The organism is Hymenobacter telluris (genome assembly GCF_017313265.1).
GTDB lineage: Bacteria > Bacteroidota > Bacteroidia > Cytophagales > Hymenobacteraceae > Hymenobacter > Hymenobacter telluris.
The window spans coordinates 174,047-197,672 of record NZ_JAFLQZ010000010.1; the positions used below are offsets into that span (position 1 = coordinate 174,047).

The window sequence follows — 23,626 nt, forward strand, 5'->3', positions numbered from 1 at the left end:
TGCTGGCTGCATAAAGGCTAAAAAATGGGCCTCCAACTTGTAGTAGCGCGTGGCCACGCGGCGAACTGCTTGAGGCGGCGGAACAGCCGCTCGACGGGGCGGCGCTGGGCGTGACGTGCCGCGTAGTAGGGGCGCGGCTGGCGGCGTTTGCGCCGGGGCGGAATCACGGCGCAAACGCCGCGGGCAGCCAGCACGGCCCCCAACAGGTCAGAGTTGTAACCTGCCTCGGTCGGCCACCAGGTACCGGGGCCAGGCTCTCGAGCAGCGGCAAGGCTGGCGGCCTCGGCAGACAACACGGGCCCCACCGCCGCCAGGTCCTCAGTGGCACCCATGCCACTGAGGACCTGGCGGCTGAATTTGTTTTCTTCCTGCATGGCTTCTGCAACGGCAAGGCAGCCCAGCAAGCTGGGGTGAGTTAGGCTGTGCCCTTCGCCAACTGAGGCTGCTAACCTCCACAGCGCCGGTTTCGTTGAGAGGAATTCTTTTTTATCATCCGGCCATCTGTCTGCTGCACTGGCCTCATCTCTATTTCTATAGCGTATGAAAAACCAGCTTCTCGGGGCCGCCTTTGGCTTGCTGCTTTGCACCCGCCCCGCCGCCGCCCAAGACCTCAGCCCCGCCCTCGACCCCGTCATGCTCGGCCAGGGCCTGGTGCTTTCCTCCACCATGTATGCCCAGGCGGAGCGCGACGCGGCCCGCAAAGGCATCAAGCTCAAGGAAACCACCAGCGCCACCAAAAGCCCGGCCACCCGCCTCACCTACACGTCTACGCCCGCCCTACGCCAACAAACTGTGCGCAACCTGGCTCAGCAGCTTCAGCAAAGCAAGCCGGCTCAGGCGCAGTACCTGCAAGCTGCCTATGGCCCCGGCAAAGCTGATTACGGCCAACTGTATTCGGCCGGCCTGAAAGGTTCTGGCTTCCAGGAAAACGACGCGGCCAGCGCCCTGGCCTCGTACATGGAAGTCGCCTACGCCGTCGTCAACAACGTGCAGAACGAAGCCCTTATCACCCCCGCCATGGACCGTGGCCTGCGCAATCAGGTGGCCGACATCCTCAGCCGCAACCCCGCGGCCCGCAACCCTGCCACCCTCGCGCAAGTGGGCGAGGAACTCAAGCTCCAGACCGTTATTTTGGCTACCGGCTGGCAGCAAAGCCGCCAAAACGGGCAGACCGCCACTTTCCGCGCCAATATTGCCCGCCAGTTCAGCAACCAGTTTGGCTTCGACCTTACCAAAGTTCGCCTCACGGAGCGCGGCTTCGCAGCTAAATAGCTGCTACCATCGGCGCGCAGGTGCTGCGCAATTCGGCTGACGGTGTGCGCCCATTGCAGCAAATTAAGCCGGCTAATTCTGGGCCACTCCCTCGGTTGGTGGAGGCGTAACCCCGAGGCTGATAAGCGTGGTGGAATCGGCAACGTACGTGCCTGTATTCACTGGTAGCCGCACCACCGTACCATTGGCCGGGGCCTGCACATACACGAAAGTCAACTGCCGAGGCATGGCGGCCAAGCGCTGGCGAATGGCGGCTATCCGCTGGCGTGTTTGCGCAATGGCCACCTCTGTTTTCTCGTACGGCGCGGCATTATTTAACTGCTCTTGCAGGTGCAGTGCTTGGCGCAATTCAACTTCGGCTTGTTGCTGGCTAACGGTGTGCAGCGGTACCGCCACTTTGGCCAGCAGTTGGCCGCGCTTCACTACGCTGCCGGTCTGCACGTACATTTCCCATACCCGCCCGGCGCTGGTAGCCGGCAAATGGCGCAACGGCCCGGCAACTAACGCCGACGTAACGGTGGTTTCTGTGGTGGCCAGCGGCCAAGGCCGCAACCACAAGGCGCCCAGCACCAACACTATTCCGCCACTCACTGCGGCAAGCCACAGCACACTCTTCCTTTTCATAACTCGCAGATACACAAAACAGAGCAGACACTACAGGCACTCTGCTTTTCAAGAAAAGCCTGTGTTTCCTCAGCGCAGACGTATAACTTTCGTCTAAACCTTAGCTATTCATACCTTTTTTAAACTTAGCTGGAAGCGCCCAAGCCAAGCCTTTGCTACAAGTCCAGAGCAGCCAGCTAAATCAAGAAAGCTTGCTGGTAGCCGTAGCGGCCGGCAAAGGTAGGTGGCTTCGGCTGGTTCGTGCGTAGGCTACAGCCCAGCTTGTAGCAAACCCCGGCGCCTTAGCCTGCTCTGGCTTAGTGCCTGCCAGGCAACCGACCAAGGCAAAAACCGCCGGGACGCTGATTTTTCAAACATTTCAGGTTACTTTGGGGCTTGTCTGTTCGGGTATCACGCCGCCATTCGCACTGCATGCGCGTATAGTTTCCCCGGAAGTTCTTTTCCACCTCATTGCACTGCCGCCGCCCTACCTCACTGGCAGGTTGTAGGGTATGCGTGCAACATCCACCTGTTGTACTTTATCTTTAGCTCATGAACCGCAAACAACTTATTGCTCAGTCGGCCTTGCAGCTGTTCGCGGAACGAGGATACGAGAACACCTCAACGGCCCTGATTGCGAAGGAAGCAGAAGTTTCCGAAGCCCTCATTTTCAAGCACTTCGGCAACAAAGACCTGCTCCTCGACTACATCATTCGGCACGGCTACAAGCGCATCATCGAACAGGGCCGCGGCCGGCTCCCCGAAAATGCGCCCCTAGAGTTGATTTATAAAATCATTGACCTGCCCTACACCCTCGTGCAGGAAGAGCCGGCGTTCTGGAAGCTTCAGAATCGTTTGGTAGACGTGGCGGTGGCCCGCACCCAGCACGAGCGGTTTTTGCAGCCGCTGCCCGGCTTGCTGGCCAAAGCCTTCAAGCAATTAGGCTACGCCGAGCCCGACAAGGAGGCCCGGCTGCTGATGCTGCTGGTGGAAGTGCTCTGGAAAAGCCTCGCCACGCAAGACCACGGCGACATTCCAGAAATGCTGGAATTCATCAAAACCAAGTACAGGCCGCAGGATTAGGCTAGGGCCTGCCAGCTGGTGCAGTTAACTACCGCTGCCTTGATGAGCTACTTGACCAGTAACACCCACCTCGGTACTCCACTCATTGCTTTGGGTACCAAGGTGGGTGTTACTGGTTGCGGCGAAAGCGAAAAACGGCACGGTCTGCCTGCATCATTGAAGCGGACTGGGCCGTACTGATGCTTTACAGAATTCCTTCTATAACAGGCTGGTCTTTTGCAGGTTCGCTATTTTATGGCTTATTCAATGAATTATTTTTACAATTTCCTGTTCTAGACCAATCTCACTGCTATTCCCTATTGCCTTAGCTTTATGCAGCTAGTTGCCTATCGTCCTGAGTATCACGTCCGAGTTGATGAAGCCCGCAACCGGATGATATATGAACGATTCGAGGAACTGACCATTGCCACCGAATTGCCGCACTACCTCCCCGACTTGCAACGCGCTTTAACTTTGCTGCGGCCTGGCTTTACGGTACTGGCTGATTTGCGCCGCACATTGGGCCCCAATCTGCATTTGTTGCCTGTGTTTCTGGCCTCGCATACGCTAATGATGCAAGCCGGTATTGGCATGATGGCCGAAGTCCATCCGTTGTCTCACACCATGTACCAAATCAGCCAGGCGGTGCGCGCCCAAACGCACGTACCCGCCCGCCAATTCACGAGCCGCGAAGAAGCCGAAGCTTTTTTAGACAGTTTTCAAATAGAGCTGAATCCTGAGGCCGAAGGCTGATGCAGGGTTGGCATGGCGTGCCTATCTTTGTGGCAATAATAGCCGTCACACCCAACGTTTTGGACGCGTCGGCTGTTAGGTACGGGGCCCTGGCTACCGTTTGTTTGTTCTCACCTTTCGCCGATGAATTCTATTTCCACCGATATCTGCATTATCGGAGCCGGCCCCGTAGGGCTGTTTGCCGTGTTTGAAGCCGGCCTGTTGAAGTTGCGCTGCCACGTAGTGGATGCCCTGCCCCAGGTGGGCGGCCAGCTCTCCGAAATCTACCCCAAGAAGCCAATCTACGATATTCCGGGCTTCCCCGACATTCTGGCCGGCGACCTGGTGAGCAACCTGATGCGCCAGATTGAGCCGTTCCACCCCACCTTCACGCTGGGCGAGCGGGTGGAAAACTACGAGAAGCAGGACGACGGCTCGTTCATCGTTACCACCGTTGATGGCACCCAGATTCACTGCAAAGCCATTGCCATTGCCGGTGGCCTGGGCTCGTTCGAGCCGCGCAAACCGGCCATCGAGAGCCTCGAAACCTTTGAGGGCGGCAAAGGCGTGCACTACATGGTGCGCGACCCCGAAGCCTTCCGTGACCAGCGCCTGGTTATTGCCGGCGGCGGCGACTCGGCTTTGGACTGGACCATCTTCCTGGCCGACGTAGCCAAGGAGGTAACGCTCGTGCACCGCGGCACCACCTTCCGCGGCGCCGCCGATTCGGCCGAGAAAGTGAAGAGCCTGCATGAAGCCGGCCGGGCCCGCCTGGTGCTGAGCAGCAACGTCACGCACGTGCACGGCAACGGCAAGCTCAACGCCGTAACCATCACCGCCAACGACGGCACCACCGAAAGCCTGGAGGTGGATTCGTTTATTCCGCTGTTCGGCCTCACGCCCAAGCTCGGCCCGATTGGCGAGTGGGGTCTGGAAATCGAGGACAATGCCGTGAAGGTGAACACCGTGGACTACTCGTCGTCGGTACCCGGCATCTTCGCCATTGGCGACATCAACACGTACCCCGGCAAGCTGAAGCTCATTCTGTGCGGCTTCCACGAAGCCGCCCTCATGTGCCAAGGCGCCTTCAAGTACATCAACCCCGACAAAAAGTACGTGCTCAAGTACACCACCGTAAACGGAGTACCCACTTTATAGGTGAAATGGTGAAGTGGTGAGATGGTGAGTTTGATGTTCAACTTGCGCAAGTTCGCGCCGATATAACGTCAAACTCACTATTTCACCACTTCACCATTTCACCACTTAATCTATGACCGACGAAGTACGCGTGTACGTGGAGGAGGCCGACGGCCAACGCACGGAGGTGGTGGGCCCCACCGATATGGGCCTGAACCTAATGGAGCTGCTCAAAGCCAGCGGCTACGACATTCAGGCTACCTGTGGCGGCATGGCGCTGTGCGGCACTTGCCACATTGAGGTGCTGGGCGGCCCCACCCTTGATGAGCCCGGCGACGACGAAATGGCCATGCTGGAAAGCCTGCCCGTACTGCGCGAAGGCAGCCGCCTTTCCTGCCAGATCCGCATTGCTGATGCTATTGACGGTTTGGTGCTCCGGTTGATGCCGCAGGATTCGTAGTAGTACAATTTGCGGCTTTGGTAGCCGTTCAACAAGCTATGCGAACATCTACTTTTCGTCGTTGCTTGTTTTACCGCAGTCTGTTAGGCTGCGGTTTTTTGTTTCTCGGCGGGGCAGGGCCGGTGTGGGCACAGCGGGAGGTGGAAGTGCAGCTTAGCGGCGGCGTATCATTAACCCAGCCTGCCATCAGGCGGAACAATCTGCCGCGCGCTTTCCGCACTCCTGGCGGTTTCAACACGGCGGCTACCCTGCGCCTCACGTTGCCTCTCACCAACAAGCTAGGGCTGGGAATAGAGCAACGCGCAACGGGCCTCAGCCAAGGATTTATGTACCGCGTAGCCAACTCCCGACGCTCCACCGGAATTTTGACGGGAACCGTGCATCAGTCCGGCCTTAGCCTGCGCCTCTACGACATCTGGCAGCCGGGGCCGCGCTGGGGCCTGGACGTAGCTCTAACGGGCTCGTACGGCTGGGCCTCCAGGGGCAGTTGGCAGGAGGAAAGCATCCTGTTTTTTGATGCGGCAAGTCAGCCCACTGACAATAACCCAGTGGTCCGCGTCAACACAATAAACCGGAAAGGAACGCCCATGATAGGCGCGGAAACAGTGCTTCGGTATGAGTGGGGCCTGCGCAACACCCTGCTGCTTACGGCCACCTACCAGCGCGGACTGCGGCAGCTGGGCGAGGTACGCTCCACGCAAGTGGACTACCTGGATGCCGCTGGCGCGGTGCAGCAGGGCAGCTTTGTGGTGAGTTCTTACGGGTCGTATGGGTCGGTGCAGCTGGGCTACGGGCTGCGGTTGGGAGCCATTGCTACTGCCCGCAACAAGCACCCGACCCCGCGCTACAGCCTTGACGACGCGGAAGATGCCAACGATGACTCGCCCATCAACTAAGAAGCTGTTTAAGTTAGCCGAAAAGGTCGCCAGGACGGTGTAGAGACGCATACTTGCGTCTCGTCGTTGAACGCAATTTGGTTGTACGGCACAAGCGACGAGACGCAAGTATGCGTCTCTACATCGTTCAACAGGTAACTTAAAACAGCTTCTAAAAAGGCACAACCCAAAAACAGCAGAGGCAAGCCGTTGCGGCTTGCCTCTGCTGTTTTTACGGCTGTTGTTAGCGGCGGCGCGAACTGGTAGTTTTGCGCTTGGTGCTCGTGGACTTGTGCACCGTTTTTTTACGGGTAGCGGTGCTCCGGCGACGCGAGGAAGAACGGTGGTAGGTGCGGTGCGGCGTGGCGGCGGTTTTGGGGGCTTCTACTTCCGGTGCCTTCGGTTCTTCAATGGCTTCTGAACTGCTGGCCAGCATATCGGCAGCCGTTTGGGTGGCGGCAGCTTCTTCCTGGGCGGCGTGCTTGAGGGCCGCGGCCTGCTTGCGGCGCACGGGCATCAGAAAGTCTCGTTCGGCGCGCTCCTGGTCGGAGAGTTTTTCTTCGCCGGGCAGCTTGGTAGGCGTAATGGTAGCCGACGGTTTGTCGCCTTGGGCCAGTACCGGCGCACCACTCAACAGCAAACCGGCCACCCCTATTATCAGTCGTATTTTCATGTGCAACTTTTACTAAGGAGGCGCAAAGATACCCCCCGCTTCCCGCAAAGCCAAAGCTGCCCAACAAGTTACACCTTCAGGCACACCCCAACCCCCGAAAAAACAGGGTGCACACACGCACAGAGCCTTGTTTTCACAGGCAGCATTTATTTCCAATTCCAGCGCGCCAAAGCAGTACCCTGGCCTCAGCAACCACTCTACCTCTCCCCTGCTGCTAGCTACGGCTGCCCGGCAATTTGCAGGCGCGCACCCGCCGAATGCGCCGTAAACTCGGGGGCGTACAGGCACTGCAACTGACTCAGGCCACCAGAGAAGTTACCAGCCTGCGCGGCCCGCAGGCGGTACTCGAAGGTGTGGGTGCCTTTGGGGAAGTAGCTGATGAAGAAGTTGGTGGCCGCGTCGCGCGGACTCTCGTAGTAGCCCAGCCCGCCTTGGTATTGGTAGCCCGAGGTTTGAGAAATCAGCTCCAGGCCGGCGGCGCGCTGGTCTTTGAGGTGCACGTACTCCAGGTCCCGGTCTGAGCGAAGCACGAGGCGTACTACCAGCACGTCGCCAACGCGCAGGGGTGTGGTGGCAGTGAGGCGCTCCAGCGTGGGCCCGCCAGTGGTACGCACTTCGCGGTAGAGCTGGCGCTCCAACTGCAAGGGCGTAGCGGCGGGCGTAATCTTGTCTAGCTGCTCGAAATACTGCCAATACAGCGCCCCCCACGCTACGCCGGCATCGGTTTTGGTTACCGTCACTTTGCCTTGAGCGGGCTTGATGTCGGCGGCGGGCCAAGTGGTTTTAGAGTAGCCGGTGCCGGCTTGCTGCTTGGTAGTTGGTATGGGTTGGCCGCCTACCGTGACTTGCAGCGGCTTGGTGGCCGCCAGCCAGTTGGCGCCGCGCAACAGCAGGGCGTAGCAAGCATCGGCGGTGGCGCGGGTGCTTTCCCAGTTCTGGGTTTGCTTCTGCTTGAGCAGCCACAGCTTCATTTCATCCACGGCCTGCTGGTTGTTCTGCACTTCATCGAAAGCCTCGATAAGCGTGGCTTGGGTTTCGGTGGGAGCTTCGCGCCAATAGTAGCCACCGCGCACCTCCTTCCAGTACATGCCTAGCTCCAGGCTGTGCAGGGCGTTTTCGGAGAGGGCCGTGAGGATGTCTTTTACGGCGGCGGGCTGCGCTTTCTGGCGGTGCAGGGCCAGGGCGGTTTCAGCTTGCAGGTAGCGGGTTTGGGTTTGCCAGAACGTGGCGGCCTGCTGCTGGTAGTACGCCTGCGCCGGCTGGGCGGCCTTAGCAACGGCCTGATTCACCCAGAAGCTGCGGGCATATAACGCCTGCACCTGCAAATCCGAGAGGTGCTGCGCCTTTAGATTGACTTTGGGCTGCTTGCGCAACTGGTCGTAGTCGCGCTGGAGCTGGGTATCCAGGTAACTCAGCGCCTTTTGCAGGATGTCCTGGGCCGGGCCGTTTTGCTTGACATCCAGCGCACCCAGCTTTTGCAGCTTGCCGAACCCGGCCACAATCAGCTGGGTGATATACCGGTCATCGGGCATCCGCTCAAACCACGGGAAGGCGCCGTTGGGCTGCTGCATGTTGGCTAGTTTGGCGAGGGCGCGGGCAGTTTCGGCCTGCAAGCGCGGGGCGTCGAACAGCTCGGTCAGGCGGCGCATCCGCTCGGTTTCGCTCTGCGCATCGCGCACCCACGGCGTTTCCTGGAGCAGCAGGTTTTTTAGTTCCTGGTTTTGTTCCAGCTTGCTGCTGAGTGCGGCCTTGTCGCCGGCTTGGGCGGCGCGCTTCCACTCTTCCAGGGTGGTACGGAGCTGCGGGTTGCTTTGCAGGATTTTGGCGGCCAGCAAGTTGGCATACAAGCGGCTGAACACCTGCTCGGAGCACTCGTAGGGGTACTCCATCAAATACGGCAGGGCCTGCACGGCGTACCACGCGGGGTTCTGGGTTGTCTCCAGCGTGAGCGAGTAATTGCGGCGCGTAGGCGACGTAGTGCTGGTCAGCTTGCTCAACTCGAACTCGCGGGTTGCCGGCCCCACAATAGGGAGCGGCAGGCTTTCGGTGACCAGAATCCGGTTCGGCAACACCGGCAGCGTATTTTCCTCGCCGTCCTGGACAGTTGCTTGGTTGTTGGTTTGTGGTTGTTGGTTTTTGGCCTTTTTGCGCGCCTTTTTATTAATTCTTAATTCTTCATTGTTAATTATTAATTGCCCCGAAGCCACCACGCGGTAGGTTATGGCTTCCAGGGGTACCGCACCTTCGGCGGTTTCGGGAATGGCGAGGTCCCAGCCGAGGGCGCTGCTTTGGTTGGCGCTCAGGCTGAACGGTAACTGCGCGGCGCTTTTCAGCAGCTTGCTGTCGAGGGGCTGCTGGGTACGGGCGTCGATAAGGAACAGTTGGGCGGTGCCGCTGAGGGGCTGGTCGGTGAGGTTGCTGAGCTTGGCGGTGAGGCGTAGCTGGTCGCCTTCGCGGAAGAAGCGCGGGGCGTTGGGCGTGACTTGCAGGCTCTTTTGCGTGACCAGCTCCCGCTGAAGCAGGCCGGTATGCAGCTGCTGGTCGTGGGCCAGGGCCAGCAGCTGCCAGCGCGTCACGGCTTCGGGCATCTGGAATTCCAGCACGGTTTCGCCTTTGGCATTGGTGCGCAAATCAGGCAGCCAAAAGGCCGTTTCACGGAAGTCCTTGCGGGCCTGCACGTTGGAGAGGTCAGCACCAACCTTATCTACTAACTCACCCATATCTAGAACTTGGTCCGTTTCGCCGGGTCTGGGTGGGGCTTCAGGCGCCGGAGGCGGAGGAGGAACCATCTTACTACTCATTGCCATTTGCGGAGCAGCTTCGGCCATATTTGTATCGCTCAGAACTCGTCTGCTTACCGCTCCCGTTATAGATGTTCGGCCGACATAGCCTTGACCAACTACCACCGCTTCGTTCGACAGTTCTGCTTCATCTTCCACTGCGGCAAAACCCCACTTATTTAAGTAAGGGTAAAGCACCGGCAAGGAAATACCCGTCGAAGATTCATCAACCAGCACCCTCGACTCGCCTGTGCCAAACCGCCCATTCCACGCCAGCACGGCCGGATAGTACGGTTTCGGAAACTCCAGCTCTGTGAAGGAATGCGGCCGGAAAACGTCCAGCGACTTATCGTAAAGTGAGGCCAGCAGCTCGGCGTTGGCGGGCTTACCGGTGGTGTTGTGGATGGTAACGCGCCAGGTTTCCTTCTGGCCGGGTTGCAGCTTGTCGCGGAAGGTGGCCACGCTGAGCACCAGCGGCGTGGGGGGCGTAGCTACCTGCACAGTGGCATTGTGCGTGTAGAGGCGGTTGTCGCGCACTTGCGTGAGGTGGGCATACAGCTGCGCACCATCCAGCGTAGCCGAAACCGGAATTTCCACTACGCGCTGTTCGCCGGCTTGCAGCGTCAGCCACTCGTGGCGTAGGGTTTCGCCCTTGGCTTCCACTTCCAGCAGCAGGCGCGCGCTGGCTTCGGAGCTACCCACCAAGAAGCGCGCGGGCTGGCCGGGCAGGATGCTGTCCTGAAGGCTCACAAACCAGTCGGGGGTAGGAATCGGCAACGTGGTGGCCGTAGCGGAGAAGAGCGTAAACGCTTGCTCGGTTTTGGTGGCGGGCGTGGCGGCCGGGGTAGTGGCCGTGGCTTCCAGCACGTAGCGGCCGGGCTGCTGCTGCGCCAGCGGCGCTTGCAGAGCAGCTAATATTGGGGTTTTCTCGGTGTCGAAGTCCTGGGTGAGCACGAGGGTACGGGCCCAGGTGCTGTCGTTGTCTTCAGGGCCGTAGGCATCGAGCGGGAACCGGCGCTTGAATTCCTCGCGGCTCAAGCCTTCTATTTCCGGCCGCTCCCAGGCGCGGGGGCGCAGGGCGCGGGCGGGCGGCGCAAGGCGGTACAGGCGCAGCGTACCGCGGGCGGGCAGGGCTTCGCCGGTGGCGTTGGTGCTGAGCAGCTTGAGGGCGGATAGTTTCTCGCGGTTCAACTGCTCCGGCACTTCCAGGCGTAGCGTCAGGGCATTGGTGCCGAGGCTGACGGACTGCTGGCCGGTGCGGGTTTCGCCAGCCGCATCGGTTACGTCGGCGGTTACCTCAAACACGTAGCCGGGCTGCCAGGGGCCGCGCTTAGCCTGGCTGGCATCCTCGCCTTTAGCCGTGAACTTCACCACGAAGCCGCCCGCCGAATCGGTTTGGGCAGTGCCGTTGAGGATTTCCATTTCCGGCCGGCCGCCGCGCGGACCGGGCAGATAGCTGCCGTAGCCCCGCCCGAAAAATGGCCAGAAGGTGCGGCGCACCACGCGGTACTGCACGGTGGCCCCATCAATGGGTTGGCCGGCGTAGGCGGTGGCTTTGCCGCGCATAGTCACTTCTTGGCCCAGCACGGGCGTACCCGTCACCGGCTCAAACGTCACCTGGAACGTGGGCCGCTTGTAGTCTTCCACTGCAAAGCTCACACCGCCGTTGTCGGTTTGCAGACTCATCTCGCCGTTCAGCAAACCAGTAGGCAGCACAATGGAGCCGTGGAAGCTACCGAAGTCGGAGGTGGTGAAGGGCAGGGTTTGCACCGTCTGGCCATTCACATCCACGAGGCGCACCGATACGGCTTGTTTCGTGAGTAGTTCGGCCTTACCGACGCGGGTTTCAGTCAGGATACCTTTGAAATAAAGCGTCTGGCCGGGGCGGTAAATGGCGCGGTCGGTGTAGAGAAACGTGCGGCGCTGGGGCTGCTCGGCTTCCGGGTTGCGGGCGCGGCGTGGGTAGTAGCCATTGGCAGCAACCAGCAGCGAGTCGCGGCCTTTGGTTAGTAGAATTGCCCGCAGTTGGGTGTTGTCGCCGGTTTTTACACCCAGCGGAATTTGCGCTACGCCTTCCGCGGTGGTGGCTGTCGAGGTTCCCCTGCGCTGCTTATAGGCGCGGGCGGGTTGGTCGTAATACTGAAAGAAAGGCAGCACGGCTACGTTGGCCAGGGGCTGCCCGCTTTGCCGGTGCAGGGCCAGCACGTCTACGCCGGGTTGTGCCGCGCCGCGCTGCACGGCACTCAATTCACTTACCCCAAACTGGGCGTAGGCAGTAATCACGCCGGCTTGTTCTTTCGTGGGGTTGTCGGCGGTGGTGCTGAGCACGACCAGGTAATGGCCGAGCGGCAGCGCCGGGCCGGCTTGCTGCACGGTGTGGGCTTTATAGTCGGCGGGGCTGGGTACGTCCAGGGTCCAGGTGGCGGCAGGCTTGGTGGTCAGGGCGCGGGCGTAGGTTTTCTGGAAGGCGCTTTCGTCGTAGTTGTCTTCCCGATTCAGGCGCCGTACTGCCTGCGCCGCACTCACCCGGTAGGCCGTAGCGTACAGCCGCGGCGCGTTGCGCACGTTCAGCTTCAGCAGCCACGGCTGGTTGGGCAGTACCACCTCTTCGGTGGTAAAGCTCACGTCAACCTGCTCAATACCTTGCCGCAGCGCCTTGGCTCGTGCCGCACCGCGCGACTTCGGAAACCGTTTCTCGGCTTCCAAGGCTAGCGCACGGGCTTTTGAGGGGTCGGTTTCTTGCAGGTTGCTGGCCTGCTCCGTCAGAAATTCTGTTGAAATGGGCAGTGCCTTATACGTTTCGGCCTCACGCGCCAGGGCGGCGCGGTACAGCTCGTCTTTGGCAGGTAGCTCGCTTTGCTGGTGCACGAAACGCAGGCGCTTGAGGTCCACATCGGCCAGCGCCGCTGGGTTCTTAGCATCGGTGAGACGGAAGCGGGTGAGCTGCTGCAACGCTTGCAGCGCCCAGAATTGCCCGTTCAACGAGTCGTCTTTCGGGGCAGTCAGGGGTAGGCGGGCGAAGTCGGAGGCGGCACCAAACAGGGCCGCGTCTTTCAACTCGAACTGCTCGGCGGGCTTGGTTACGTAGTATTCATCGTTGCCGAGGCCATCAATAGCGCGGTGGGCCAGCAGGTCGTAGAGCGTGGGGCGCAGGGCGCGGCCTTCGGCATTGCCACCGCGCACAGCGTAACCCAGCGCCGCTAATTCAAGCTGCTGCTGACGCTGGTCCTCGTCGGTGAGGGAGGCGCGGTAATGGCTGATAACGGCACTGCCGAGGCGGGCGGCGTCCCAGGTGCGCAGGTCGGCGGCGCTGGCGTCGGCGGGGTCGGGTGCGGCCTGGGTGGTCCGGTCGTGTAGCTCGTAGCGGTGCTCGTTGTAGTAGTTGGCGTAGAGCTGGGCCAGCAAACTGTGCAGGATGGGCTTAGCTGGAAACTTAGCAACCTTCAAGTCGGCCTCTACCAGCGCAATGGCCTGCACATCGGCTTCCTGTTCCTTGGCTTCCATCAGGCGCAGCTGATACAGCAACGCCCGCAGATACTCGGGCGCATTCTGCTGCTGGCGGGCTTGCTGGTAGATGGGTTCCAGCAGCCTGGCCGCCGAAGTGGTTTGATCTTTGGCCAGCAGCTGGTCGATTTTCTTCCAGGTGGCGGCGTTGCTGCGGTTGTCGCCGGGCGGGGTGGGTTGCGAGGAGCCAGCGGAAAACAGCATCAGGAGGGCCAGTAAGCTAAACAGGAATGCACGCATACAACAGAAACGGATGGGGTGGCAAGTTGATACAATTCAGATGCATCTTCTCCGCCAATTCCATACGCTGTGCCACATTTCTTTTCCCGCTTATCAGCCGCTGCTCCCTTGCAACCTTAACCAGGCTCCCGCGGCTCCTACTCGAAAACAGAGTTACACACCTTTCTGAATTTCCGCCCCCGAATTTTCGCATGAAAAATCCCCTACTCTCTTTTGGTGCCGCATTACTACTCACCACCGCAACCGTGCAGCAGGCGCAGGCGCAACTCAGCGTCGGGCCGCGGTTTAGCTTGCAGGATACCTGGGGCCGGCACGAGGTAGCCGAGCCGTACTACAGCACTGCTTCGGGGCACCGGCGGGGGTTTCAGGCGGGTTTACTGCTGAATATTCCGTGCAGCCCGAAAGTGGCCGTGCAGCCTTCTCTGCTGTATTCGCGCCGTTTTTTTCAGGTTGAGAAGCGAACAGACAACCGTGGGGGCTACTCCGAGCTGGGCCTTGCGGCGCGGGTTAATTACCTGGAGTTGCCCGTAAACCTGGTGTACACGGTGGGTGGCACCAAGGGCCTGCAAGTGTTTGCCGGGCCCTACGCCGCATTGGGTCTGGGTGGGGAAGCCACACCGTCGGAATTCTATTTTTGGGTTTGGGAAGGGTTGGGCCGCAGTGAAACCACCGGCCTCACTTTCGCCCGGCAGCAGGGCACCGATACCCGCAACACCACCTATCTGCGCCGCTTCGATGCCGGAGCGCAGGGTGGCATCGGCTATCGGCTGGGGTCCGTACAGGCGCAGTTGAGTTACTCTCACGGCTTCTTCAACCGCCTGCCCCGCACCCCGGACGGCGCTACCGCCCCCGATAAAGTGTATCATCAAGCTCTTCAGCTTTCGGTAGGCTATCTACTGGGCGGTAAAGCCAGCTGAGGAACCACCAAAGCAGTAGCAGGAGTGACCTAGCCGGGCGTAATACCGCGGGTTTCCAGCACTTTTTCGGCTTGCGCGACGTGGCGCTTCAGGTGCACTACCAGCAGCTCGGATACGTCGGTGAGGCGGGGCCAGAGCAGCGGAATAATGGGATTCGGAATGCGGATGGCGTTGGCATTTACCTTGCGGGCCTGTTGCAGCAGTCCTTCCAGCTCATCTAGCTGGCGCAGGAATACTTCTACCACCGTACGGGGCAGCCGGGAGCCGCTGGGCGCGTAGCGTTGCGGTGCCTGCGTGGGCTTTTCGCTGGCCGGGGTGCGCATGGCTTCCGTCATTTTGCTGCCAATCAGGCCGTGCTTCACGGTGGCGGCGGGCTTGGTGCCGCGCTCCTGCGCCTGTTTGAGCTTGCGCGTCATGACGGGTAGGTAGTGCCCCCCCACAATATTGAGATGCTCGAGGCACTGCCCCACGCTCCACTTGCTGGGGCTGGGGCGACGGTTCAGCTGGTCGTCGGTGAGCGGCCGAAAACGGTGCTGCGCAATGTCGCGCAGGGTGGCGAGGTCGGCGGTCAGACCATCGAAAAACTCGGCGGTACGGGTGGAGTAAGGACTCATGCTGAACGGACGGAGATAAAGACGCGGACTAACGCATACGTAATGATACGGGCCGCAACCGGCATCGGCAATTATACTGCGGCAAACCCCAGCAATTGCTGGCAAAATCCAAGTATCTTGCCGTCATGCGTGCGTTTCGATTTTCCTTTCTTTGCTGGCTGCTGATGCTGCTCCGGCCTTGCTTGGTGCAGGCGCAGGCGGTACCCAACCCCGGCGAAAACATTGCCTCTCTGGTTACGTTTGGGGCACAGGCCGATAAAAGCTGGGGCGACGATGACTTCACCCAATCCTTCTTTTTCCTGATTCCGAAAACCAACCGGCAGCCCGTCTACATCCGGGTATTCGACCCCGACTGCGGCGGCCAGTTCGACGAGAAACGCTTCAACTGGAATACCACCACCGAGTTCAGCTTATACGGCGGCGCCGGCACCCACTCCGGCCCCGATGCTCGCGCCACCGAACCGAAAGGCAGCTTTCGGTCGGGCACGCTGCTCAAGCAAGTGAAGTTCGGCGCTGACCCCAAGTACGACGGCAAGTGGTACACCTTTGGGCCGCTCAACCCCCTGGAAGGCGAGCTGGTGCCCGAGTTTGAAGGCTACGTGTTCAAGCTCATTGCCCAAGGCAAATCCGGCGACGACGGCAACCTGTACCGCTACTTCTTAAGCACCAGCCCCACCGAAAACGTGGCCGTGGAAGGTGGCAACGCCTTCACTTACGAGTACGCCTTCCGGCTGGTGCCCACCAAGCGCGCCATCACCCACCTCTACCCTTTCGTAAACGACCGGGTGGTGAGTGTGCGGCAAAGCAACTTTGACCTGGATGGCGACGTGAGCATCAAGATTTTCAGCGTGGCTAAAAACGGCCACCCTGCCGCCGTCAGCCAGGACAATGTGTGGGCCCGGAGCGTGCACCCCATCAGCGACAAAGAGCACGGCCTGTCGTTGGATATGCGCCTGACCTCGCTCACCAAAGAAGGCAACGACCTGGTGTTTTACGTCACCGACCAATACGATGTGGCCCTGCCCTTTTTCGCTATTCCGCTGGGTGGCCCGCCCCGCTACCGCTATGATGTGGACGTGAAAATCAGGAAATAAGCAGCTCTGCTTTCCACGCTTCACTCTATTTATCAGTTATTTATCTCATTCGATTATGATAAAGCCTAGTCGTTGGCTCCGCCGCTATTTTGGGTTTTCGCGCCGCGAAACTTCCGGTTTTGCAGTATTACTCGGGTTGTTGGTGGCGCTGCTGGTGCTTCCCCCGTTGGTGCGGCCACGCTTGGCCACCTACAATCCCGCCGCCGACCAGCAGCAGCTGGATGCCTTGGCCACCAAGCTGGCCGCCCAACGCCAGGTACGTCCTGCTTATGCCAGCAACAGCCGCTACCCGCACCGGACGTATGCGCCGCGGGAACGGGTACCGCAGGTGGCGCTGGCCCCTTTCAACCCCAATAGCTTTACGGTGCTCGACTGGCAGGCGCGCGGCTTACCAGAGTGGCTGGGCAAGCGGCTGGTCAAATACCGCGACGTGGTGGGTGGCTTCCGGGCGAAAGAACAGCTTCGCAAAGCTTATGGCCTTTCCGATACCACTTACGCCCGGCTGGCGCCCTACATGCAGCTGCCCGAGCAACTACCGGCCCGCGAGGCCCGCGCCTATGCCAGCCGCTACCCCGCCGGCAGCAGCCTTCCGGTGCGCTCTGAGGGGAGTGCCACCCCCAGCAAGTTTGCCCGCAAGCCCCGCAACCTCCAGCCCTTCGACCTCAACGCCGCCGACACCACCCAACTCATGCAGATTCGGGGAATTGGGCGCGGGCTGTCGGGGCGGGTGGTGGAGTATCGGCAGCGGCTGGGCGGCTTTTTGCGGGCCGAGCAGCTCAGCGAAATCTACAGCCTCCGCGACGCGCCCGACTTGGTGGACAGCTTGCGTAAATACACGTTTGTACGCGCTAGTTTCGCGCCGGCTATGTTGGATATCAATAACGCGGCGTTTGAGGTGTTGCAGGCCCACCCGTACATGGGCAAACGCCTGGCCCGCGTGCTGGTAGCGTATCGGCAGCAGCACGGCCCGTTCCGCCAAGCCACCGACCTGCGCCAGATTCGGGTGCTGGACGAGGCCACTTACTTGAAACTTCAGCCGTACTTGGTGCTTAAGTAGAAGCTTGCCTCATTTTCGTGTGTAGTAGCAACAGGGGCCAGCCGTGCGTATCGTTGCGGGGCGCAACGCCGTAACGGCAACCGGAGCGGGCTGCTGCCGGCGGCCAGAGGCGGGCGCTCTAGTTCACTTAATCACCCTGAAATGCTCTTTTTACTGCGCGACAAGCTGTTTCCTGTGTTGGTGTTCCTGCAATCGGTTATCTGTGGGTGCGCGTCAGATGGCGGCCGGGGCGACTTCTCGCAGGTGCGGCAGGACTACACAGTGCGGCAAATTGGTCGGATATCGAAAACCATCCTTATAGAAAGCTCGGGGTTTACGCTGGCCAATGACCATGGCGACTTATGGACCCACGGCGACGGGGGCACGGCCGCCAGCCTGTACAAGGTCACGCCGCAGGGCGACTTATTGCAGACCCTTAAACTGCCGCTGGTCAATATCGACTGGGAAGACCTGACCCGCGACGACGACGGCCGCCTCTACATCGGTGACTTTGGCAACAACCAGAACAAGCGCCGCAACCTGGCAATCTATCGGCTTAGCGGAGTGAATTTCAGTCAGGTGGACACCATCCGGTTCCGCTACCCCGACCAGAAAGATTTTCCACCACGCAAGGATGCGCGCAACTTCGATTGTGAGGCCTTCTATTACCGGCAGGACAGCCTGTACCTGTTCACCAAAAACCGGGGCAAAGGCAACTGGGTGAAAATGTACGGCCTGCCCGCCCACCCCGGCTACCACGTTGCCACCCTGCTCGACAGCATTGAAATCAACACTTGGATAACCGGCGCCGACCTCAGCCCCGACAGCCGCACGGTGGCGCTGCTCGGCTACGGCCACGTGTATTTGATAGAGCGCCAGCCCGGCCGCCGCCTCTTCGACGGCCGCAAGAGCTGTTTGCCCATTCCGAAAGCCGGTCAAACGGAGGCTATATCGTTTATCGACAACCAGAACTTTGTGTTCAGCAACGAGAAAGGCCGAATCTACCAGGCCACTCGCAAAAAGCAGAAGTCGGCGGCGGGCAACTAGCCTGGCTTACTGGCTGGCCGGCACACGAAGGCCGCCGTGGCTCGGAGGTATCCGGAGCACGGCGGCCTTTGTTATTGGGGTTGCTTACTGCGCTTTAGGGTCGTTGTTTTGAGGGCCGGTTTGGCCGGGCGCGTCGCCTTTCGGGCCGTTGGGGTCGTTGTAGGAACCGCCTTTGCTGCCAATGCCCGCGCCGGTGTTGCCCTGTTCGCTATGCTCGCCCTGGTTATGCACGTAGCCCGTGCGCGATTCGTCGGCTTCGCGGGCCGCGTCGGGCTTGGTGTGCTCGTTGGCGCCGGCCACGGCGGGCTGGTTGGGCACCGGCGCCGGATCGGCCTGGAAACCGCCCGGCTCTGTGGCTTCTTCCTTGGAATCGGCGGGCAGGTACTCGTCGTCCACCTGGTTGCGCTGGCCGGTCAGGTTGGCGCCGGCGTTGCTGGCGCCGCCTAGTGAGGAGCGGCCGTAGTCCTCGCTGTAGCCGCCGCTCAGGTGCTGGGGGGCGTTGTTGTCGTTGCCATAGTCGGGGGCTACGGCCGAGCCTTCTACCGGGGTGCCCGGTTGGGTGCCGAAGGTGCTGGTGCTACGGTTGGTAGGCGTACTTTCCACTGAGCCAGTGTTGTTTTCGGGCGCACCGCCCGCGTAGCCGCCGCGGGTGGCTTCGGCGGGCACTACCTGGCCGCCGTACACCTCGTCGCCACGGAACTGGTTGCCGAAACCACCCTGGGTATGGCCCGGACCGTGGGCCCCAAACTCGCCGCGGCCAGGGTTGGCCAGTTGATTGTCGCGCCGGTCTTCGTCGGCAAAAGAGTCATTCACACTGTTGCTGGCGTCGCTGCCGGGCACTTCGTGAGACTCGGTGTGGGCCGAGGGCAGCGTATTGCCGGTGGCGGTTTGCTCGGGGCTCGGGTTGGGCGTGGTGGAAGGTTCCATAGGACAGAAAAGCAGTGGTAGAACAACGGCAATTAACCACGCAAGGCGGCCGGGCCGGGTAGCTACTGCTACGCTTCTGTGGGGGTCGGGGTTGGATTTGGCAATTTCGAGTTGGGCGAGTTCAAAATACCCCTTAGATTTACCTGCATCTTTTTCACTTCCTTTCCTCTTCCAAATCAACCTTAGTACTCTTATGAAAACCGGTAAAGTAAAGTTCTACAATGAAGCTAAAGGGTTCGGCTTCATTATCCAGGACGAAAACAGCCAGGATATTTTCGTCCACCAAACCGGCCTTATCCACGAAATCCGTGAGAATGACCGGGTTTCGTTCGACATTATCGAAGGCAAAAAGGGCCTCAACGCCGTTAAAGTAGAGCGTATTGCGGTATAGCTACTCCCGGATGCCAACGAGCGGCCCTTGCTAGCTGCCGCGTTGGTTTTCCTTAAGCACTACTCCAACAAAAAGACGCCCCGGTTGCAGAGCCAGGGCGTCTTTGTTTTTTCAGGAAAGTGCGGGCCCGCTGCTTACGGGGTAGCCGCTTTAGCTTTAGAAACCCGCACGCCCACCGCCATCAGGCCGGGCAGCTGGGCCTGGCGCATATACTGCTCCAGCACAATTTTATAAGTGCCGATTTGGTGGAATTGTTGGTTGCGCAAAGCCAGAAACTGGTGGTCGTAGATGTCGCCGGTGCCTTTGCCGCGCGGTTCGCCGGTTTGGGGGTCCATCAGAATCATCTGGTGCAGCAGCTGCGACACCTGCTTGTTGGCCGGGTCGGTGAGCGTGTGCTTCAGATACAGATTGTAGTAGCCGTAGGCCGAGGCGTTGCGGATGTTGAAGTACACGTCGTAGCGCTGGGTGGTGTCGGCAATGTCGAAGGTGAAAGCCGGCTTCTGCCGCACCGACCAGGTGTAGTTGTCGAAATCGACGTTTTTCTCATACACCTGGCTCGGGTCGCAGGCAGTCAGCAGGAGCGTCAAACCCAGCCCGAAGGCCGGGAGCACACGAAACAACTTTAGCATAAACAGGAAACAGAATCAGGAAGCGGGAGAAGCAGAAGGCGCGGGCGCAGCACCACCCTCGGGCCGGCGGCCCCCACCCCGGCGGCCCGAGCGGCCACCTTCGCGCGGAGGCCGGTTGCCACCTTCGGCACCGCTGGGCCGGTTTTCACTGCCTTCGCCGGAGGCCGAGGCCCCCCGGCCACCCCGCCGCTCGCCACCACCACGGGGCGGACGTGCTTCGGAATTGCCGGCGGGCTTGGAGCCGTCGGCGGGTGGGTTGCGGCGGCCTTCGGCGTTGCGCGGCGCGCCTTCGGGGCGCGTACCATCGGCGGAGCCGGAGTTGCCGGACCGGTTGCGGTTGTTGCGGCGGTTGAGGGGGCGGGCGGCGGCACCACGGGGGCGGCGGGGTTCTTCGCCAGCGGCTCCAGCGGCTCCGCCCGGCTGCTCAGGCACCGGCACCGACGACTCGGCAGCTGGCTCTGGCCCGGCAGTAGTGCGCGCGGGAGCAGCACCCCGGCCCGCTACGGAACGACCACCCGCTGGGCGGGGGGCCGCGGCTACTACGTCCTCCGACTTGCTCTTTTTCTTGCCGCGCTTGCTCCGCTTGCTGGCTTGAATTTTATCATCGAGGCGCTCCAGTGAGCCTTCCACGATGGCCGTCACTTCGGGCGCTTTTTCTTCTTCGCGCACGGGTACCAGCAAGGTTTCGGGCTTTTCGCCGCGCTTGTTCATGTCGAGCACTTCGCGCACGCGCTCCACGGGCAGCACCACCCAGTTGTTGTCGCCGCGCACGGCAAACCACATCTTGCGCTTGAAGATGTCGGTCTTTTGCAGCACGTAGTCGCCTTTCTCGGTTTGGAGCGGGCGCTGCACCTGCGGAATATCCTTGAGGGCGTCGAGGTAGGTGTCCAGCTCGTAGTTGAGGCAGCACTTAAGGCGCCCGCACTGGCCCGAGAGTTTGGCGGGGTTGAGGCTCAGATTCTGGTAGCGGGCGGCGGTGGTGCTGACGCTCTTGAAATCGGTGAGCCAGGTGGAGCAGCATAGCTCACGCCCGCACACGCCAATGCCACCCAGGCGGCCAGCCTCGTGGCGCAATGAAATCTGACGCATTTCCACCCGCACCCGAAACTCGTCGGCGAGGCGCTTAATCAGGTCCCGGAAATCAACCCGGTCTTCGGCTGAGTAGAAGAACGTGGCGCGGGTGCGGTCGGCTTGATACTCCACGTCGGAGAGCTTCATGCGCAGGCGTAGTTCATCCACCACGGTGCGGGCCCGGAACATAGTGCCGGTTTCCAGGTCGCGCACGGCATTCCACCGCTCGGTGTCTTGCTCGGTGGCTACCCGCAGAATGTTGTGGATGTCTTTGGAATCGACGGCCACCTTTTTCTTTTTCATCTGGAGGCGCACCAATTCACCTTTCAGCGAAACGTGGCCCAAGTGCCAGCCATTGCCGCCGGCTTCCACCACCACAGCGTCGCCAGTGACGAGGGGCAAGTGGTGCGTGTTGCGGTAGAAATCTTTACGGCCGCCTTTGAAGCGGATTTCAACTATGTCGAAGCCTTTGAAGTCGCTGGGTGTATCCAGGTCCTGGAGCCAGTCGAATACGTTGAGGCGGGTGCAGCCGCTGCTACAGCTACCTTTCGAGCCGCAGCCCGAGGTAGTGGTAGAGCAGCTACCGCCGGAAGAACAGGAAGTACAAGCCACTGGTGGGAATATCTATATAGTGAAGCAGCGCCGGGCGCCGCGGAAAACCGGTTTCTACAAAGATACAGAATTAAGGAGCGGAGCGCGGAATGCGAAATTCGCCCCTTGGAAGCACCGTCTAGGTCAGGAAATAAAGTCGGTTTTCCTACCGTATCACCTGAATAACGTGACGGCGGTTGCCGACCATATCCTTGGTACCATCGGGCGCTACGCCCATACCGCAAGGGCAATTGGAACGAACCTGGCTTCGGGTAACATCTGCGCATTGAAACTCTAACAACTTGCCAGCCAGTGCGGTAAATGCGGCAGCGGCAACCACCTACTACGCTACCAAATCAACTGTTTTGGCGGTGTATGGTACGCCATTCGTGGCTGTAGCCGCTACGCAAGCAAGTTATCAGAAGCGGAGGGCAGGCCGTGGCAATACCGGGCAGCCATAAGGCAAGAGAGCAGCTAAACGAAGCGGAAACACACAAGGAGCAAGCCGACAAGCAGATAGTGCTGACCGGTGCTTACCACTAGTCAAACTCAGATAGTCCTGATTCAGGAGGTAGGGTTAAGCTTCAGCTTTATTCACCGCCCAACGCAAAACGGTAAAGGGCAGATAACTAGAAACTTAATTATTCGTGTAAATCTATATTCATAACACACGTTTCATTAATTATAATTTACCAATACACTCTCTGCCCTTCATTTAAGCTTCATGTTGAAGCAAAAGCCACATTTTATAACGGAATTGTATTATCGCAACAAAAGCACCTCTTGTGTATAATTATGTCAATTTATAGCACCATGTATTGACATATCATCAAAAAACCTCTACTTCCTCACCACATTCCGTTCTTCCTTTCCACAACCAAACCAATCTTCATCATGAAAATTACCCGTTTACTCGCTCCGCTAGCCGTAGTAGTTGGCACCACAATGGCTATTTCTTCCTGCGAAAAGAAGGAAGACGTAGTAGTGAAAAATGAAATATCAGAAGAAACACTAAATCAAGTTCGGGCTTTGGGCTTTAGCACTGCGGAGGCGCAGGTAGTGGAAGGTGGCATACTGGTGGAAGGTGATATTCTGCTGACCAACGAAATGCTCACCAGCCAGCCTGAGTACTCGATGCTGCGCGTCGGCCAGGAAGAGCAGTACCGCACCACCAACCTGGTGAGCACCAGCGGCGGTACCCGTACCATCACCATCCGTGTTTCCACCAACTTACCGTCGGCTTACGTTACGGCTACCGACGAGCTGATCCGGCGCTATAATGCCGAGAATCTGCGGTTACGTTTCTCACGTGTTACATCGGGCGGCAACATTGTGCTGTCAGCGGCTCCATCCGGCTCTAGCTATTTGGCCTCGGCGGGTTTTCCTTCCGGCGGCAACCCCTACAACAGTGTTTCGGTTAACTCGGCGGCCATTGGTACGGCCAACGCTACTACCTACATTGCCACCATTCTGGCGCACGAAGTGGGGCACTGCATTGGCTTCCGCCACACCGACTACGCTGGCCGGCAGTATAGCTGCGGCGGCGCGGCGGTAAACGAAGGAGCCAGCAGCGTAGGCGCTATTTATATTCCCGGCACTGCTACCGGCAACGACCCCACCTCCTGGATGCTGGCCTGCATTGGCTCGGGCGCCAACCGTCCTTTTAACTCCAACGACCGGACGGCGCTCAACTACCTGTACTAAGGTATAGTTCGGCTGTTTTGCGCAGCTAATACCTGACTCTGCAAGCACCCTGACCATTCATTTGGCAGGGTGCTTTTTTGATGTAGCCAGGCAAGTATGTGCTGGTTGTAGCTCAGTTACTTTTCGTATTTCATTGGTATAGAAGCCAAGCAGGAGAACTTATTTGCCAACAAGCCGCAGGCGAGTCACTCTTAGAACGTGTTTGGGAATTAGGGTAGCAAAAAAGAAAACGAGCCAGTAAACAGTAAGCGGAGTTCCTAGGCTCCG

At 59.8% G+C, this 23,626-nt stretch carries 20 protein-coding genes; 12 read left to right on the forward strand and 8 right to left on the reverse strand.

Going from position 1 to position 23,626, the window contains the following annotated elements; translation table 11 throughout:
• Nucleotides 1-17 precede the first annotated feature (17 nt).
• A complete protein-coding gene (locus J0X19_RS15540) occupies nucleotides 18-404 on the reverse strand; it encodes a hypothetical protein (RefSeq protein WP_206985300.1) in 387 nt (128 codons plus the stop codon).
• Between the two features lie 136 nt (nucleotides 405-540).
• Between J0X19_RS15540 and J0X19_RS15545 the strand changes: the two genes are divergently transcribed.
• On the forward strand, nucleotides 541-1,272 hold the full coding sequence (locus J0X19_RS15545; protein ID WP_206985301.1) for a hypothetical protein: 732 nt from the start codon (nucleotides 541-543) through the stop codon (nucleotides 1,270-1,272).
• Nucleotides 1,273-1,344: 72 nt separating this feature from the next.
• On the opposite strand, the gene J0X19_RS15550 is transcribed toward J0X19_RS15545, so the two are convergent.
• Complete coding sequence (locus tag J0X19_RS15550; RefSeq protein WP_206985302.1) at nucleotides 1,345-1,896, reverse strand: efflux RND transporter periplasmic adaptor subunit; 552 nt, start codon at nucleotides 1,894-1,896, stop codon at nucleotides 1,345-1,347.
• A 531-nt stretch (nucleotides 1,897-2,427) separates the two neighbouring features.
• Between J0X19_RS15550 and J0X19_RS15555 the strand changes: the two genes are divergently transcribed.
• The 5 genes from J0X19_RS15555 (at nucleotide 2,428) to J0X19_RS15575 (ending at nucleotide 6,162) form a co-directional block, all read left to right on the forward strand.
• Nucleotides 2,428-2,958: a TetR/AcrR family transcriptional regulator gene (locus J0X19_RS15555; RefSeq protein WP_206985303.1), complete on the forward strand. Its 531-nt coding sequence runs from the start codon at nucleotides 2,428-2,430 to the stop codon at nucleotides 2,956-2,958.
• A 312-nt stretch (nucleotides 2,959-3,270) separates the two neighbouring features.
• Nucleotides 3,271-3,690, forward strand: coding sequence for a hypothetical protein (locus tag J0X19_RS15560; RefSeq protein ID WP_206985304.1), 420 nt, complete (start codon nucleotides 3,271-3,273; stop codon nucleotides 3,688-3,690).
• Nucleotides 3,691-3,813: 123 nt separating this feature from the next.
• Nucleotides 3,814-4,827 carry an NAD(P)/FAD-dependent oxidoreductase gene (locus J0X19_RS15565; RefSeq protein WP_206985305.1) on the forward strand — a complete coding sequence of 338 codons (1,014 nt, stop codon included), beginning with the start codon at nucleotides 3,814-3,816 and terminating at the stop codon, nucleotides 4,825-4,827.
• Nucleotides 4,828-4,939: 112 nt separating this feature from the next.
• The gene (locus tag J0X19_RS15570) at nucleotides 4,940-5,266 is read left to right on the forward strand and encodes a 2Fe-2S iron-sulfur cluster-binding protein (RefSeq protein WP_206985306.1); all 327 of its coding nucleotides are present in this window, start codon (nucleotides 4,940-4,942) and stop codon (nucleotides 5,264-5,266) included.
• A 38-nt stretch (nucleotides 5,267-5,304) separates the two neighbouring features.
• A complete protein-coding gene (locus J0X19_RS15575; RefSeq protein ID WP_206985307.1) occupies nucleotides 5,305-6,162 on the forward strand; it encodes a hypothetical protein in 858 nt (285 codons plus the stop codon).
• A 223-nt stretch (nucleotides 6,163-6,385) separates the two neighbouring features.
• Here J0X19_RS15575 and J0X19_RS15580 read toward each other — a convergent pair whose 3' ends face one another.
• Together J0X19_RS15580 and J0X19_RS15585 are read right to left on the reverse strand one after the other, a co-directional pair.
• A complete protein-coding gene (locus J0X19_RS15580) occupies nucleotides 6,386-6,814 on the reverse strand; it encodes a hypothetical protein (protein WP_206985308.1) in 429 nt (142 codons plus the stop codon).
• A 218-nt stretch (nucleotides 6,815-7,032) separates the two neighbouring features.
• Nucleotides 7,033-13,338 carry an alpha-2-macroglobulin family protein gene (locus tag J0X19_RS15585; protein WP_206985309.1) on the reverse strand — a complete coding sequence of 2,102 codons (6,306 nt, stop codon included), beginning with the start codon at nucleotides 13,336-13,338 and terminating at the stop codon, nucleotides 7,033-7,035.
• A gap of 191 nt (nucleotides 13,339-13,529) precedes the next feature.
• Between J0X19_RS15585 and J0X19_RS15590 the strand changes: the two genes are divergently transcribed.
• The gene (locus tag J0X19_RS15590; RefSeq protein WP_206985310.1) at nucleotides 13,530-14,255 is read left to right on the forward strand and encodes a porin family protein; all 726 of its coding nucleotides are present in this window, start codon (nucleotides 13,530-13,532) and stop codon (nucleotides 14,253-14,255) included.
• A gap of 29 nt (nucleotides 14,256-14,284) precedes the next feature.
• On the opposite strand, the gene J0X19_RS15595 is transcribed toward J0X19_RS15590, so the two are convergent.
• On the reverse strand, nucleotides 14,285-14,869 hold the full coding sequence (locus J0X19_RS15595) for a DinB family protein (RefSeq protein ID WP_206985311.1): 585 nt from the start codon (nucleotides 14,867-14,869) through the stop codon (nucleotides 14,285-14,287).
• A gap of 125 nt (nucleotides 14,870-14,994) precedes the next feature.
• Here J0X19_RS15595 and J0X19_RS15600 point away from each other — a divergent pair, with 125 nt between their 5' ends.
• From J0X19_RS15600 to J0X19_RS15610, 3 genes are all read left to right on the forward strand, one after another.
• A complete protein-coding gene (locus tag J0X19_RS15600) occupies nucleotides 14,995-15,963 on the forward strand; it encodes a hypothetical protein (protein ID WP_206985312.1) in 969 nt (322 codons plus the stop codon).
• A gap of 55 nt (nucleotides 15,964-16,018) precedes the next feature.
• A complete protein-coding gene (locus J0X19_RS15605; RefSeq protein WP_206985313.1) occupies nucleotides 16,019-17,020 on the forward strand; it encodes a ComEA family DNA-binding protein in 1,002 nt (333 codons plus the stop codon).
• 141 nt (nucleotides 17,021-17,161) lie between these two features.
• Nucleotides 17,162-18,046 (forward strand): hypothetical protein, encoded by an 885-nt coding sequence (locus J0X19_RS15610; protein ID WP_206985314.1) that lies wholly within the window; start codon nucleotides 17,162-17,164, stop codon nucleotides 18,044-18,046.
• Nucleotides 18,047-18,130: 84 nt separating this feature from the next.
• On the opposite strand, the gene J0X19_RS15615 is transcribed toward J0X19_RS15610, so the two are convergent.
• Nucleotides 18,131-18,973 (reverse strand): hypothetical protein, encoded by an 843-nt coding sequence (locus tag J0X19_RS15615; RefSeq protein ID WP_206985315.1) that lies wholly within the window; start codon nucleotides 18,971-18,973, stop codon nucleotides 18,131-18,133.
• 193 nt (nucleotides 18,974-19,166) lie between these two features.
• Between J0X19_RS15615 and J0X19_RS15620 the strand changes: the two genes are divergently transcribed.
• Entirely contained in the window at nucleotides 19,167-19,364 is a 198-nt protein-coding gene (locus J0X19_RS15620) for a cold-shock protein (RefSeq protein ID WP_206985316.1), read from the forward strand.
• Between the two features lie 134 nt (nucleotides 19,365-19,498).
• Here the strand turns inward: J0X19_RS15620 and J0X19_RS15625 are convergent, their stop codons facing one another.
• Entirely contained in the window at nucleotides 19,499-19,993 is a 495-nt protein-coding gene (locus tag J0X19_RS15625; protein WP_206985317.1) for a gliding motility lipoprotein GldH, read from the reverse strand.
• A gap of 15 nt (nucleotides 19,994-20,008) precedes the next feature.
• Nucleotides 20,009-21,676 (reverse strand): PSP1 domain-containing protein, encoded by a 1,668-nt coding sequence (gene ricT / locus J0X19_RS15630; protein WP_206985318.1) that lies wholly within the window; start codon nucleotides 21,674-21,676, stop codon nucleotides 20,009-20,011.
• Nucleotides 21,677-22,549: 873 nt separating this feature from the next.
• Here ricT and J0X19_RS15635 point away from each other — a divergent pair.
• On the forward strand, nucleotides 22,550-23,359 hold the full coding sequence (locus J0X19_RS15635; RefSeq protein ID WP_206985319.1) for a M57 family metalloprotease: 810 nt from the start codon (nucleotides 22,550-22,552) through the stop codon (nucleotides 23,357-23,359).
• The last annotated feature ends 267 nt before the right edge of the window (nucleotides 23,360-23,626 follow it).